This window comes from Flavobacterium sp., assembly GCF_013822155.1.
Taxonomy (GTDB): Bacteria; Bacteroidota; Bacteroidia; order Flavobacteriales; family Flavobacteriaceae; genus Flavobacterium.
Genome location: NZ_PNJW01000040.1, coordinates 16,635 through 30,570 on the forward strand (window position 1 = coordinate 16,635; position 13,936 = coordinate 30,570).

Here is a 13,936-nt window from a genome sequence, read left to right on the forward strand (position 1 = left end):
CCCCTTTTTTTATGAAATTAACTTCCCTTCAATAAATACTTTTTCAATATGATTAGAGCCAAATTCATATGGCAATTGATAAAATGAATGAATTGGTTTTGTTAAAATTATATTAGCTTTTTTACCTTTTGTAATACTCCCGTGTGTATTTGAAACTCCCATAGCATAAGCTCCATTAATCGTTGCGGCATTGACAGCTTCTTCCGGAGTCATTTTCATTTTGATGCAAGCCGTTGCCACCACAAAATTCATGTTTCCGGAAGGTGTAGTGCCCGGGTTATAATCTGTTGCTAACGCTAAAGGTAAACCCGCATCAATCATTTTTCTGGCCGGCGTATAGGGTATGCTTATAAAATAACTACAAGAAGGCAACGCAACAGCCATGGTTTCAGCATTTTTTAATACTATGATGTCTTCATCCGTAACTACTTCTAAATGATCTACGGTTAAAGCATTATGTTTCACACAAACTTCAATACCTCCAATTGCTGTAAATTGATTAACATGTATTTTTGGAATTAACCCATGTTTTTTTCCGGCAATCATTATTCGTTCGGTTTCTTCTACTGAAAAATAACCTGTTTCTAAAAAAGCATCAATGTAATCAGCTAATTTTTCAGCAGCAATTTTAGGAAGCATTTCATTGATGATTAAATCAATATAACCGGCATGATTTTCTTTATATTCTTTCGGAAAAGCATGAGATCCTAAAAAAGTAGCTTTTATTTCGATAGGATAATTTTCCGCCAATCGTCTGATTACTCGTAGCATTTTGATTTCGCCTTCCACTGTCAATCCATATCCGGATTTGATTTCGATAGCTCCGGTTCCCAATTTCATCACTTCTTCTAAACGAACTTTTGATTGTTCATAAATTTCCTCTTCACTGGTTTCATTGAGTTTTTGAGCTGAATTTAGAATTCCACCACCACGATAGGCAATTTCTTCGTAACTCAATCCGTTAATTCTATCCACAAATTCCTGAACTCGGTTTCCGGCATAAACTAGATGCGTGTGGCTATCGCACCATGTAGGCAAAACAACTCTTCCGGTTGCATCAATTAGCTCATCAAAAGTCTGATTGGGGCAATTTTCCATGCTTCCGAAATCTGAAATGATATCATTCTCAAAAAGAAGATAGGCATTTTTTATAGTTGGCAACACTGCCATTTCTGCACCTGAAACTTTTAGAATTCCCGTTTCTCTTACCTGAATAAGTTCTTTTATATTAATTAACATCGTTTTCATAAAGTAAAAGCATAATAATTTACCGTAAAAATAGAATGAAATAATTAAAACACTTAATTTTATAAAAAAATAAAACGTGTGAAACGATTAAAATATAAAAAGGGTCGAAAAGTAGTATCTAATTATTTTGAATATACAGGACATCACAAAGAATATCCTGTGGAAATGCAATTATTTGTATATAATTCAGAATCTTATACAGAAACCAAAAATTTGGATTTCAGTCAGGTTGAGATTAAATCACTTTTAGACTCTGATGATGTTAAATGGCTAAACATACATGGTTTACATGATGTTGAACTTATTAAAAAAATTGTAGAATCTATTGGAATTGACAGTTATATTGCCGGTGATATTTTAAATGTTGCCAAAAGAACCCGTATGGAAGAATTGGGCGATGTTTTATTTTTCAGTATAAAATCTATTTTACCTGAGGAAGATGAAACAAATGTGCATGTTGAACAAATCAGTTTTTTATTAAAAAATAATTTATTGGTTTCCTTTCAAGAAAAAAGAGGTGATTTTTTTACACACATCAGAGAACGAATAAAAACGAATTCCGGAATTGTTTGCAAAAAGAAAAATGATTTTTTACTGTATTTAATGTTAGATGCCGTAATGGAAAACTTTTACATTACCATTGAAAAATATGAAGAATTAATTGAGCAGCTTCAAACAGAATCAAAAATAAATGAAAAACAAGATGTTTTGGTTCGTATTGAAAAATGTCGTGAAGATTTAAACTATTTAAAACGATCCATCATTCCGTTAAAAGATTCGTTATATAATTTAAAATCTATTCAAGATGATGATGATTTTAATGGAATTGAAAAGTCAAATTTTACTTTTTTTGCCCGTTTACACCAAAAAAGTCTGGAACTTTTAGATCAAATAGATTACGATATGAACTCACTTGACAGTTCATCCAGTTTTTATTTTTCGGCCCAAAGTCACCGCATGAATGAAATCATGAAAACACTAACAATCGTTTCGGTTATATTTATTCCCTTAACTTTTATTGTTGGAGTATATGGAATGAACTTCGAAAATATGCCTGAATTAAAGAAACCCAATGGTTATTTCTTCACTTTAGCCGGCATGTTTATTTTAGTGATGGGAATGATATTTTATTTTAAGCGTAAAAAATGGTTTTAATTAATTTACGGTAAAAGTATAATAACCCGAAGCCAAGCTATTTGCTGTAGTTGCGATTGTTAAAAAGGTTGAACTGGTTGAACTGTCGGAAATGATATCAAAATTTTCACCATTATAGCCTGCAAAAAATCCAATACGAAATTCTCCCGGCTCGGTTAGCTTTATTCCACCTCTGAATTCATATTTCTCAGTCACTTGGTTGTAAATGGCAAAGGCAGTAATATAATTATTGATGGACACCGATCCGGATTCAACAATAAAGTTGTTCCCATTGGCAACACTTACCCAAAGGTCTTCACCGGTTTTCTTTTCAATAGAATATAAAAAACTGAATTTTGAAGCATTCGTAGTTTTAAAAACATCTAAAGGAGTGGATTGATTTGGTTCTGCTAAATAACGTGAAAAAGTATTTGTATTTAACCATAATACATCATTTACCTGGTAATTGGATTGTGTTTCAACAGTTACTAAACCGGGAATGGTGGTGTAAACAGCATTGTAAAATTCATCATCTTCTTTGGTACATTCGGCTGCCATTAATAAAGTAGCTAACGCAAAAAATAAAGTATATTTTAATGTTTTCATAGTATTTTTAATTAAAATCGGTAACCTAAATTAATTCCAACGCGAGAAACAATTTCCGGGCTTTCACCACTACTGAAAAGATTTTTCCCCATACCAACAAAAATATCAACTCCGATTTTTTCTTTGATATAGAATTTATGCCCTACAGCACCTCCGATGGCAAAATCGGAATATTTTTTGTCGACAGAGAGGTAATAACCATTATTATTCTCGTCAATTAATCGTTCTAATTCATGATAAGTCCCACTGTTTGCAGACACAAAAACTTCTATAAAATAATAACGAACTTGGCTTTTGGATAGTGAATAACGAACAAAAGGGATTATTTGATAATCTTCGAGCGTTCTGCTTTTCCCGTTGACATAATCATTTTCTAATGAATTACTTTCGTTCAAAATTCCACTGATACCAATTGAAAAATCGGATTTTAAAAAACGTTCATAACTCACATGAATTTTACCCAAAGCAACTAAGGAAACCACATCAAATTTGATTTCATTTTTTCCTAAATCAAACGCATTATTGTTTTGTGCAAAAGATAGTTGAGTAAGCATTAAAAATATAAAAAAAAGCTTTTTCATTTTTTGGTTTTATAAAGTATGTAAATATATAAAAAGGAAGTTTTATTCGATAATAATTAACCAAAATCTCAATTAAAATTAATTCAACGTCAATGCACCAAGAATTTCTTCTGACATAAAAGGTCCTCCGGGATAACGGGCGGTATAATCTAAGTTTAACCAAATTTGACCTCTTTCATCAATATGGTAATGGATTTCTTTGTTTTTACTTTCTGTAATAAATAAAACTTCTTTAATTAAATAAACGGCAGCTTCCAATTCACTTTTTTTACCGACTAACATCTCAGGATAGATATGTCCTCCGGTATGAATGAGTCGGGGAGTGCCACCAATGGACCGAATACAAGCTGCCATTAAGATAGCATGATCGTCACAATCACCGGAAAAATGAATTAAGCTCTCAGAAGCAGTCGCAATATATTCTTCTCCCTTTGGGTCATTTACATAATTCCAACGATTTCTGATTTCTTTAAATACAGCAAAACACTGAATCATTTTACGATGTTCTTTTTGGCCAACAATATCTTTGAAATGTAGAGTTGTGGCTGTCAACGCAAAATTTCTAACCCTTGGATTATTAAAATCAATTGCTTTTATGATATCCGATTTATTTGGAAATGGCAACAGTTTTGAAATAACAATATCCTGCGGATTAGGATCATCTGTCATCGAATAAACCATATATCCATAATCTTGAAATACTTTTTGAAAACCATAACCTCCGAAAACGGTTCCATAAATTAAAGTAATCAGATATACACCAATTCCGATGATAAGTAAGGTTCTAATTAAACGTAAAATTAACTGAATGAGCGAGATAATAATTACCCCGATTAAAACTCTGTCGATGTCAAAAGGCCAATCCGGGTCAATTAAATTTTGATGTACAATGATAAATAAAGGAATCGCAATCAATATATTCAAAACAAAAATGAGGACATCGTCCCAAGGTTTTTTGACTTGGAATTTGGTTTTGAGCTCTTGATAATTGAATGTTCCGAATACTTTCATATCAGTAAAACGGCGAAAAGCTAAAAGCTGTGCACGATTTCAGCAAAAGTACCTTTTTTATCGATAAGGTGAAGGTCAAAAAGTTGATTTTGGACTTTGTTTAACGTTTCAACAGTCATGTTTTTTTGTGACCACCGGGTTTGAGATAACCAACTATCAATATCTTCCGTTTTTTGATTGTAACGTGAAGCTAATGTTCTGTTTATACTTGGAATATCTTTAAACTCTTCGGTTGTTGTATTGATGATTTCTAAAATCAATTCGATGGTTTGCGGATTTTGTTCTACGATTTCGTTTCGAACAGCAATCACAAAACAGGGCCATGGCGTAGGGCATTCTGCTATTCTTCGAAAAGTTCCGTTGTCCACCAAAGGTTTGGTCATGAATTTTTCCCACATGAAATAATCAGCTTTTCCGATTGACAACGCTTCAACTGCTCCATCAATAGTGTTTACAATTTCAAACTGTAAATCATCTGTTTTCCAACCTTGATTTTGTGCATTCACAAATGCCATTAAATGCGAACCCGATCCCAATCGACTAATTGCAACTTTTGTGTTTTCTAAATCAGTAAGCGAGTTGTAGTTCGATTTAGCATCCACATGAATTCCCCAAATGAGTGGACTTTCCACATAAACCTGCACGATTTTAGAGGAATTTCCGGCATTGATATCCTTCACAATTCCTTCGGTTAAAATAACGGCTATATCCGTTTCACCATCTCTTAACATTTGACACATTTTTCCTGTACCTTCCGGAACGTCTGTCCATTGTAAATCGATTCCGGCTTCTTCAAACTCCCCGTTTTCGATGCACAAATGCCATGGCAAATTGAAATGTTCGGGAACCCCTGCTATTTTGATGGTTTTCATTTTATAAGTATTAAATGGGAGATTTAAGTATTAAGATGTTTTTTGAACTTGGAAAACAGACAACAGTTTACAGATTCTTCATCATCCACCATTTCCAAATCGCACCATCCTTATCCGGATAATCTTCCATAAATTGAAATCCTACTTTTTGTAAAATATGATTGGAAGCTCCGTTTTCAGAATGGGTATACGCATTCATTTTTTCAATCTTCATTTGATTAAAACCATAATCCAACCAAGCTAGGGAAGCTTCGGTAGCATATCCTTTGTTCCAAAATTTTTCATTCAATCGATAGCCGTAATCATAGAAATTGGTATTACCGTTTTCTACATGGTCGTTCACGAATTTTATTCCGGTCCAACCGATGAATTCACCTGTTTCTTTCAAAATAGTGGCAAAACGACCAATTTTATTATTCTCGTATTGCTTTTGCACCATTTCTATGATTTTTATGGTTTCACTAACTTCCTGTGTAGGTTGTTGCCAAAGGTATTTATGCACATTCGGATTGTTATCCATGGCAAACATGGCTTCGGCATCACTTAATTCAAGCGGACGAATTAGAAGGCGTTTGGTTTCAAGGGTTAGATTCATATTTTGTTTTTTGGAACACAGATATAAGAAATTAGAATAATTTTAAAAATTTCTCAAATTTCTTATATCAGTGTTCATAAATCATTATCGACTAACTTGTTTAACGCATATTCAATCAAACCATCCACCGCTTTATAGGGATCTTCACTAAATGTTCCGGTTGCACGGTTAGCGATAATGGCGTTTAACGACAAACATTCATGCCCTAATAATTTACCTAAACCATAAATGGCTCCGGTTTCCATCTCTAAATTTGTCATTTGAATTCCTTTAAAATTAAAAGCATCCATTTTTAAATTTAATTCAGGGTCTTGAATTCCTAATCGCAATACTCTTCCTTGAGGACCGTAAAACCCTCCGGCAGTTCCAGTAAATCCTTTATAAATATGAGGGCCGTCTAATCTGGCTGCTAACGTTTCACTTCCTTTGATTACGTAGGGACGGCCTTTTTTTAAATCCCAATTCGTTTGAGCAATAAACGCATCTTCCATCTCTTTTTCAGCAATAGAATCTATTAAATAGGAGCGAAGCATATTGTCTAACCCTAATCCATACTGACTCATCACAATACTATCCACAGGGATAGAGGCTTGTAAAGAGCCCGAAGTTCCAAAACGGATGATATTTAAAGAAGTTAATTTTTCTTTTACAGTTCGCGTTTCCAAATCGATATTGACCAGTGCGTCTAATTCATTCATTACGATGTCTATATTGTCAGGACCAATTCCCGTTGACATAACTGTTAATCGTTTGCCTTTATAGGTACCGGTTTGCGTTTTGAATTCTCTTTTTTGAGTTGAAAATTCGATAGTGTCAAAATGTTTTGTGATTTTTTCAACTCTGTTTTGATCGCCAACAAATATAATGTCGTTGGCAATTTGACCCGGTTTTAAATTAATGTGGTAAACACTACCATCGGGGTTTAGAATTAATTCTGAAGATTGTATCATAGTTTGTTTAAATAGTTTAAAGGGTTTAAAAGTTTAAATTGTTTAAGAGTTTAAGTGAACAACATTAAACAAAAAAACTATCCTCCAACTCGTTTGGTTTTAAATCCTTTCTCTTGGAGTATTTTCATTATTTTATCACGGTAATCGCCTTGAATGATTATTTCATCATCTTTGAAGCTACCGCCAACGGCTAATTTACTCTTAATTTCTTTAGACAAAATTTTAAAATCTTCCTCTGTGCCTTCATAACCTGAAATAATAGTGGTTGGTTTTCCTTTTCGCTTTTCAAATTTACAAATCATTGGTTCTTTCTGAACATATAATTCGTGTGGAGTTTCATCTACCTGCTCCGGTTCATTCGAAGGTTGGTGGTCAGGGAAGAGTTTTTTTAATTGTTCGCTTAAATCGTGCATGATGTTATTTATTTAGAACGCGGATTTTACAGATTCGCTATGCGAAACGCTGATGTTGACGGATTTGCTTCGCAAGAAGCAGATTAAGAAGGATTTTTTCTTATCTTTCTTTTGTTTTCAAATATTTTCCTCCTGAATTCAGGCTTCTTACCGAAATTAAGTAATAAACCAACTTCGCAGTCTGTTGCTTTTAAATAATTTAATAATTGTGTTTCAAATTCTTCAACTACATATTCTGCTGCTTTTAATTCTAATATAACAGTGTCATTAACCATTAAGTCGGAATAATAATCTCCAACATTAATTCCTTTATAAAAAACATTAATCTTTCTATTTGGAACAACATTTAATCCTTTTTCTTTTAATTCTAAAAATAAAGCATTTTGGTATACTTTTTCTAAAAATCCGTATCCCAATTCGTTATATACTTCATAAAATGTTTTCAAAATGAGTGCTGTCAATTCTTGGTGTAATAAGTGCATATAGTTATTTTTTTAATGGTTTGAATCTGTAAAATCCGCGTTCCAATATGGCATATACTAATATAGTGTTTAATAAAAAACCAAACCCCAAATAAATGGAATTTGGTTATTTATCTATAATGAAAATTACTTCTTAATCAATCCCAAATCAACCAATCGTTCATGCAGGAATTCTCCGGCTGAAATATCGTCGTATAATTTTGGATTTTTTTCATCAATACAGTTTTCTAACACGTCTAATCGCATGTCACTTACCGGATGCATGAAAAAAGGAATAGAATACCTTGAATTTCCCCATAATTCCCTCGGTGGATTCACTACTTGATGAATGGTTGATTTTAATTTATTATTCGTGTGTCTAGACAACATGTCGCCTACATTAATCATCAATTCATCCGGTTCAGCCATGGCATCAATCCATTCTCCGTTGTGGTTTTGAACCTGCAATCCTTTTCCCTGAGCTCCCATCAAAAGGGTAATCAGGTTGATGTCTCCATGAGCAGCAGCACGAACAGCATCTTTAGGCTCATCCGTAATTGGAGGATAATGAATTGGTCGTAATATGCTATTGCCTTCTTTGATGTAATTATCAAAATAAAACTCATCTAATCCTAAATATAAGGCCAAAGCTCTCAACACATAAATACCCGTTTTTTCAAGCATTTGATACGCTTCTTTTCCGGTTGAATTGAATTTTGGTAATTCAGCTACTTCTACGTTATCAGGATATTCATCCGCATACTTGGAATCTTTCTCCACATATTGACCAAAGTGCCAAAATTCTTTTAAATCACCGGCAGAACGTCCTTTAGCGTGTTCTTTTCCAAACGAAACATAGCCGCGTTGCCCACCAATTCCCGGAATTTCATACTTCAATTTTGTTTCTACAGGAAGGGAGAAAAAATTACGCACTTCACTGTATAATTCGCCCACCAAGCGGTCATCTAAAAAATGACCTTTGAGGGCAACAAACCCTATGTCTGAATAAGCTTTTCCGATTTCATTTACAAATTTTTGTTTGCGTACCGGGTCATCCGATAGGAAATCACGCAAGTCAACACTAGGAATTTTTTGCATACTAAATGATTATTTGTTAATAACTCAAAGTGAGTTGAATGCTTGTAAATACAAATGTAAATAAATATTTCTATCTGCAAAATTGAAAGTTATGAACAGTTGAAAAAACTACATTTAAAAAAGTATAACAATTCAATTACAATTTGTTATTTTTTGTACTTTTGGGAGCGTTTAAAACAGCTATACTATGATTTTCGATAGAAAAAATCTTTCTGATTCTACACTTCTCGATTTATATACCCGTTTACTCAAGCCCCGATTGATAGAAGAAAAAATGCTTATTTTACTTCGTCAGGGTAAAGTTTCCAAATGGTTCTCCGGCATTGGTCAGGAAGCCATATCAGTTGGAATTACAGCTGCTATGGATAAAGAGGAATATATTCTTCCGATGCACCGAAATTTAGGTGTTTTTACCACCAGAGATATACCTTTAAATCGTTTATTTGCCCAATGGCAAGGCAAGAAAAGCGGTTTCACCAAAGGAAGAGACCGATCCTTTCATTTTGGAACACAAGAGTTCAAAATCATTGGGATGATATCGCATTTAGGCCCGCAATTAGGCGTTGCCGATGGTATTGCTTTGGCCAATAAGTTAAAGAAAAACGGAAAAATAACTGCTGTATTTACAGGAGAAGGAGCAACCAGCGAAGGGGATTTTCATGAAGCTTTAAATATAGCTGCTGTATGGGATTTACCGGTTTTGTTTGTGATAGAAAATAATGGCTACGGTCTTTCGACACCTACCAACGAACAATATCGTTGTACCAATTTAGCAGACAAAGGAATTGGCTACGGCATGGAAAGCCATATTATAGACGGGAATAATATTTTAGAAGTTTATACTAAAGTTGCTGATTTAGCAACGTCGTTGCGAGAAAATCCACGACCTGTTTTGTTGGAGTTTCAAACCTTCAGAATGCGTGGGCATGAAGAGGCGAGTGGAACAAAATATGTTCCGCAGGATTTGATGGATGAGTGGGCTCAAAAAGATCCAATAGACAATTACCGTGAGTATTTAAAGGAAATCGGTTTGCTAACCATTGCTTATGATGAAGCAATCCATACTGCTTACAAACAGGAAATAGATGAAAATATCCACATTGCTTTTGACGAACCGGATATTATTGCTGATTTGAGTGAAGAATTAAATGATGTATATAAACCCTATGATTTTGAGGAATTTAAACACGATGATAAAGTTGAGAACATTCGGGTGATTGATGCCATAACACAAAGTTTAAAACAATCCATGGAACGCCATTCAAACTTAGTTTTAATGGGGCAGGATATTGCCGAATATGGTGGAGCATTTAAAGTGACCGATGGTTTTGTGAATCTCTTTGGAAAAGAACGTGTTCGCAACACACCTATCTGCGAAAGTGCTGTTGTTTCGGCCGGAATGGGCTTGTCCATCAACGGTTATAAAGCCATTGTCGAGATGCAGTTTGCTGATTTTGTTTCCACGGGGTTTAATCCAATTGTAAATTATTTAGCAAAAGTACACTACCGTTGGCAGGAATCTGCCGATGTAGTAGTGCGAATGCCTTGTGGCGGTGGTTCTCAAGCAGGACCGTTTCACTCCCAAACCAATGAAGCCTGGTTCACCAAAACCCCCGGATTAAAAGTAGTCTATCCCGCATTCCCTTATGATGCAAAAGGACTATTAAACACGGCTATTAACGACCCGAATCCGGTCATGTATTTTGAACACAAGGGCCTTTATCGTAGCATCTATCAAGAAGTTCCCACAGACTATTACACCATTCCGTTTGGAAAAGCTGCTTTATTGAAAGAAGGAACACAGGTTACCGTCATTTCCTTTGGTGCCGGTGTGCATTGGGCATTGGAAACATTAGCCAAGCATCCTGAAATCAGTGCTGATTTACTGGATTTAAGAACCCTGCAACCCTTAGATATCGATGCTATATATGCCTCTGTTAAGAAAACAAACAAATGTATTATTCTTCAAGAAGACACAATATTTGGTGGTATTGCCAGCGATATTTCGGCAATGATTATGGAAAATTGCTTTGAACATTTAGATGGACCTGTTCGCCGGGTAGGCAGTTTAGAATCGCCGATACCTTTTGTGAAAGCCCTAGAAGATCAATACATGGCTAAAGGACGATTTGAAAAAGAATTGTTAGAGTTGGTGGCGTATTAGTATAAAGGTTTATTTTTTCAATTGATTTCTAAAACACCCTATTTAATCAAATTAAAATTTGAACAGAAACAAACGCAATAACTATATTTATAAAAGCAAGTGAGGCATCTGTCGAAACAACTTCATAAAGTTTGATGTGCTTTAGCTTTTTAATGATAAAATCGGTGAGAAAGATACTGTTGATGATAGAAACAATCAAAATAATAAAAAAGCAAACAACACCCAAAACATTCGATTGTGTAAAATAGTATAAACCCATTGATATCACTAAGATAACTAAGGTGATAAGGGCAACTTTCTTTTCCATAGCAAGGATTTTTAGAAAGTATAAAGGTAAACAGTATAAAATAATTGCTTGGAAACTTAACGTTATTAGTTTTTTAAAAGAGTGTTAAGCGTTGATTAGTAAGTTACTATAAGGTTATTTTTCACTACTGCCTTTTTTACGAGATCTTTTAGCTTCTAAAACAAGAGCTATTTCCTCTTTTCGCAAGGCAATGATTTTTTCAATCAAGTTTTTTGGTAGCGATTGAGTAGGCTGAAAACGAATGGTCGTACCCGAATAATCAAACCCGGCAAGCTCCTTTTCCAGTAAAGAAACAATCGCCTTGCTCATCACATACAAACTGCAATGATGCTGATACCCCGCAATAGCAAGCAGTGGCTTTCCTTGATACCGAACCGTTGGAATTTGATAGCTGATATACCATTCACTATCCGCAACAAAATCATTAATAGTCTGTTGCAGGTTTACTAACGAAAGTAAGGTTTCCTCCGGTTGAGCATTCCAATAGTCATCCACTGATTTAAAGTTGGTTTTCATCATAATTATAAAAATAGACCAAAAAAACAAAGTTATAAAATTGTATCTTTGGATTAGTGCTAATTTTCAATTTATGAATGTACAACTCAAAACAACCCTATATAAATCACCTGTTGGAGAACTTATTTTGGGTGATTTCAACAACCAATTGTGTTTGTGTGATTGGCGTTACCGCAAAATGCGTCAAGAAGTAGATACCCGTATTTTAAAGGGATTAAATGCTGAATTTATCGAACAACCTACCGCTCTATTAGCAGAAACGCAAAAACAATTAGCGGCTTATTTCAACAAAAAGCTAACTGTTTTTGATTTGCCTCTTTTGTTCGTCGGTACTGATTTTCAGCAATCGGTTTGGAAAGCACTTCAACAAATTGAATATGGCAAAACAATGACTTATCTTGGTTTATCCAAACAACTCAACAATCCAAAAGCAATTCGGGCAGTTGCTTCAGCTAATGGTGCGAATGCAATTTCCATTATCGTTCCGTGTCATCGAATCATTGGCAGCAACCAAGAGTTAGTGGGTTATGCCGGTGGATTATCCTCTAAAAAGAGGTTGCTGGAGTTGGAGCAGGGGAATCAATTGGAGCTGTTTTGAGGCAGTTGAATTCGCAACACAAGTCACCTTAGCAACAACTCAGAAAAAAACAACCAACGCTAGATCATTTTTTTTATAAACGTTTCCATTGAAGACCCAAACGTTTTCATTGAAGTCCAAAACGTTTGCTTTGAAGACCCAAACGTTCCCTTTGAAGACCCAAACGTTTCCATTGAAGACCCAAACGTTCGCTTCGAAGACCCAAACGTTCCCTTTGAAGACCCAAACGTTCCCTTTGAAGACACAAACGATTGCTTTGAAGACCAAACACCTGCCTTTGAAGACCAAACACTTCGCTTCTAAGACCAAACACTTCCCTTCGAAGACCAAACACTTCCCTTTGAAGACCCAAACGTTTTCATTGAAGATCCAAACGTTCTACATATAAATCAATTCATTTAGTTTTTAAAGCAAATATCCCCTGACCATTAGCAAACAAAAACAATAAGAAAATCTTGATTAATTTTTGAAATGAACGAAAAAGTTGTATATATTTGATGATATCTATCAATTGACTGTAATTTTGAAATACTAAATAATAAGATAAAAATTATGTATATAGACTACTCTACTTGGGAAACATTTGAATACACATTGAATTCTTTAAGTTTGGACTTAAACAACCCAAGAATTAAATATAGAGGAGTACCGTTAAACCAAACTCAAATAATGAAATTCCTTATTGAGAATGAAAAAGTTTATGAATTAGCAAAAAAAATTTCAGAAGAAGGTTATTTTGTTGGAGAAGAACCTATAATCTGTATTGAAAACAATAAGAAGGTTGTACTTGAAGGAAATAGAAGAACTGCGGCATTAAAATTATTACATGAACCAAAAAAATATCTATCAAATGCAAAAGCAAATACTTTATTACAGAATATTTTAAAAAATAGTTTTCCAGTTGACAGAAAGCTTAGATGTTATATTGCTCCAAATCGACTTCTAGCAAATCCAATAATATATGAAAGGCATCAGGGTAACACTCTTGAAAAATGGAAAACAGGCAATCAATATGCTTTTGTTGCTGAAATGTATTATGAAGACGGTTTAAATATTGAAGATATTTGTGATGTACTAAATGAAAGTAGAGCTAAAATTTTGAAACCCTTAAAAGCATATAATTTGTTTCTCGAAGGACAAGAAGTTCTTGAAAAAGAGGAAGGAATTAAACTTGATATTTCTGATTTTGAGATAACAAATCTTGAAAGATTTTATAACTATGAAGAAGCCCGCCAATTATCAGGGATAGATTTTGACAATGAAAATGGTGAACTAATTATCAACATACCAAGAGAGGAATTTGAAAAAAGATTACTTGTCATTTTTAAAATATTATTAGATTCTGATAGATTTTCAAGAGATTTTAATAAGGATGATGACAA

Annotated in this window: 15 protein-coding genes and 1 pseudogene; 4 read left to right on the forward strand and 12 right to left on the reverse strand. The window is 34.2% G+C overall.

Going from position 1 to position 13,936, the window contains the following annotated elements; all coding sequences use genetic code 11:
- Window positions 1-9: 9 nt before the first annotated feature.
- Entirely contained in the window at window positions 10-1,248 is a 1,239-nt protein-coding gene (gene hutI / locus C0512_RS10460; protein WP_290861301.1) for an imidazolonepropionase, read from the reverse strand.
- Window positions 1,249-1,326: 78 nt separating this feature from the next.
- Here hutI and corA point away from each other — a divergent pair, with 78 nt between their 5' ends.
- The gene (gene corA / locus C0512_RS10465) at window positions 1,327-2,403 is read left to right on the forward strand and encodes a magnesium/cobalt transporter CorA (RefSeq protein ID WP_290861303.1); all 1,077 of its coding nucleotides are present in this window, start codon (window positions 1,327-1,329) and stop codon (window positions 2,401-2,403) included.
- On the opposite strand, the gene C0512_RS10470 is transcribed toward corA, so the two are convergent.
- The 9 genes from C0512_RS10470 to C0512_RS10510 form a co-directional block, all read right to left on the reverse strand.
- Window positions 2,404-2,988, reverse strand: coding sequence for a hypothetical protein (locus tag C0512_RS10470; RefSeq protein ID WP_290861305.1), 585 nt, complete (start codon window positions 2,986-2,988; stop codon window positions 2,404-2,406).
- A gap of 11 nt (window positions 2,989-2,999) precedes the next feature.
- Window positions 3,000-3,569, reverse strand: coding sequence for a hypothetical protein (locus C0512_RS10475; RefSeq protein ID WP_290861307.1), 570 nt, complete (start codon window positions 3,567-3,569; stop codon window positions 3,000-3,002).
- A gap of 78 nt (window positions 3,570-3,647) precedes the next feature.
- Window positions 3,648-4,580: a transglutaminase domain-containing protein gene (locus tag C0512_RS10480; protein WP_290861309.1), complete on the reverse strand. Its 933-nt coding sequence runs from the start codon at window positions 4,578-4,580 to the stop codon at window positions 3,648-3,650.
- A 20-nt stretch (window positions 4,581-4,600) separates the two neighbouring features.
- Window positions 4,601-5,452 carry a substrate-binding domain-containing protein gene (locus tag C0512_RS10485; protein WP_290861311.1) on the reverse strand — a complete coding sequence of 284 codons (852 nt, stop codon included), beginning with the start codon at window positions 5,450-5,452 and terminating at the stop codon, window positions 4,601-4,603.
- Window positions 5,453-5,519: 67 nt separating this feature from the next.
- On the reverse strand, window positions 5,520-6,047 hold the full coding sequence (locus C0512_RS10490) for a GNAT family N-acetyltransferase (protein ID WP_290861313.1): 528 nt from the start codon (window positions 6,045-6,047) through the stop codon (window positions 5,520-5,522).
- A 74-nt stretch (window positions 6,048-6,121) separates the two neighbouring features.
- On the reverse strand, window positions 6,122-6,997 hold the full coding sequence (locus tag C0512_RS10495; protein ID WP_290861315.1) for a nucleoside phosphorylase: 876 nt from the start codon (window positions 6,995-6,997) through the stop codon (window positions 6,122-6,124).
- Between the two features lie 77 nt (window positions 6,998-7,074).
- Window positions 7,075-7,410: a translation initiation factor gene (locus C0512_RS10500; protein WP_290861317.1), complete on the reverse strand. Its 336-nt coding sequence runs from the start codon at window positions 7,408-7,410 to the stop codon at window positions 7,075-7,077.
- 83 nt (window positions 7,411-7,493) lie between these two features.
- Window positions 7,494-7,892: a GxxExxY protein gene (locus C0512_RS10505; protein ID WP_290861319.1), complete on the reverse strand. Its 399-nt coding sequence runs from the start codon at window positions 7,890-7,892 to the stop codon at window positions 7,494-7,496.
- Window positions 7,893-8,018: 126 nt separating this feature from the next.
- Entirely contained in the window at window positions 8,019-8,969 is a 951-nt protein-coding gene (locus C0512_RS10510) for a 2-oxoglutarate and iron-dependent oxygenase domain-containing protein (RefSeq protein ID WP_290861321.1), read from the reverse strand.
- A gap of 187 nt (window positions 8,970-9,156) precedes the next feature.
- Here C0512_RS10510 and C0512_RS10515 point away from each other — a divergent pair, with 187 nt between their 5' ends.
- A complete protein-coding gene (locus C0512_RS10515) occupies window positions 9,157-11,133 on the forward strand; it encodes a dehydrogenase E1 component subunit alpha/beta (RefSeq protein ID WP_290861323.1) in 1,977 nt (658 codons plus the stop codon).
- Window positions 11,134-11,179: 46 nt separating this feature from the next.
- Here the strand turns inward: C0512_RS10515 and C0512_RS10520 are convergent, their stop codons facing one another.
- Entirely contained in the window at window positions 11,180-11,440 is a 261-nt protein-coding gene (locus tag C0512_RS10520; RefSeq protein ID WP_290861325.1) for a hypothetical protein, read from the reverse strand.
- A gap of 114 nt (window positions 11,441-11,554) precedes the next feature.
- A complete protein-coding gene (locus C0512_RS10525; RefSeq protein ID WP_290861327.1) occupies window positions 11,555-11,959 on the reverse strand; it encodes an iron chaperone in 405 nt (134 codons plus the stop codon).
- Between the two features lie 70 nt (window positions 11,960-12,029).
- Here C0512_RS10525 and C0512_RS10530 point away from each other — a divergent pair, with 70 nt between their 5' ends.
- Window positions 12,030-12,554 (forward strand): methylated-DNA--[protein]-cysteine S-methyltransferase, encoded by a 525-nt coding sequence (locus C0512_RS10530; RefSeq protein ID WP_290861329.1) that lies wholly within the window; start codon window positions 12,030-12,032, stop codon window positions 12,552-12,554.
- A 552-nt stretch (window positions 12,555-13,106) separates the two neighbouring features.
- Window positions 13,107-13,936: pseudogene (locus tag C0512_RS10535) on the forward strand (hypothetical protein); the annotation flags it as partial.

What these genes read in the sequence shown, in the direction of transcription:
- hutI (WP_290861301.1), bottom strand. Translation starts at nt 1,248, where the DNA reads ATGAAAACGATGTTAATTAATATAAAAGAACTTATTCAGGTAAGAGAA.
- C0512_RS10470 (WP_290861305.1), bottom strand. Translation starts at nt 2,988, where the DNA reads ATGAAAACATTAAAATATACTTTATTTTTTGCGTTAGCTACTTTATTA.
- C0512_RS10475 (WP_290861307.1), bottom strand. Translation starts at nt 3,569, where the DNA reads ATGAAAAAGCTTTTTTTTATATTTTTAATGCTTACTCAACTATCTTTT.
- C0512_RS10480 (WP_290861309.1), bottom strand. Translation starts at nt 4,580, where the DNA reads ATGAAAGTATTCGGAACATTCAATTATCAAGAGCTCAAAACCAAATTC.
- C0512_RS10485 (WP_290861311.1), bottom strand. Translation starts at nt 5,452, where the DNA reads ATGAAAACCATCAAAATAGCAGGGGTTCCCGAACATTTCAATTTGCCA.
- C0512_RS10490 (WP_290861313.1), bottom strand. Translation starts at nt 6,047, where the DNA reads ATGAATCTAACCCTTGAAACCAAACGCCTTCTAATTCGTCCGCTTGAA.
- C0512_RS10495 (WP_290861315.1), bottom strand. Translation starts at nt 6,997, where the DNA reads ATGATACAATCTTCAGAATTAATTCTAAACCCCGATGGTAGTGTTTAC.
- C0512_RS10500 (WP_290861317.1), bottom strand. Translation starts at nt 7,410, where the DNA reads ATGCACGATTTAAGCGAACAATTAAAAAAACTCTTCCCTGACCACCAA.
- C0512_RS10505 (WP_290861319.1), bottom strand. Translation starts at nt 7,892, where the DNA reads ATGCACTTATTACACCAAGAATTGACAGCACTCATTTTGAAAACATTT.
- C0512_RS10510 (WP_290861321.1), bottom strand. Translation starts at nt 8,969, where the DNA reads ATGCAAAAAATTCCTAGTGTTGACTTGCGTGATTTCCTATCGGATGAC.
- C0512_RS10515 (WP_290861323.1), top strand. Translation starts at nt 9,157, where the DNA reads ATGATTTTCGATAGAAAAAATCTTTCTGATTCTACACTTCTCGATTTA.
- C0512_RS10520 (WP_290861325.1), bottom strand. Translation starts at nt 11,440, where the DNA reads ATGGAAAAGAAAGTTGCCCTTATCACCTTAGTTATCTTAGTGATATCA.
- C0512_RS10525 (WP_290861327.1), bottom strand. Translation starts at nt 11,959, where the DNA reads ATGATGAAAACCAACTTTAAATCAGTGGATGACTATTGGAATGCTCAA.
- C0512_RS10530 (WP_290861329.1), top strand. Translation starts at nt 12,030, where the DNA reads ATGAATGTACAACTCAAAACAACCCTATATAAATCACCTGTTGGAGAA.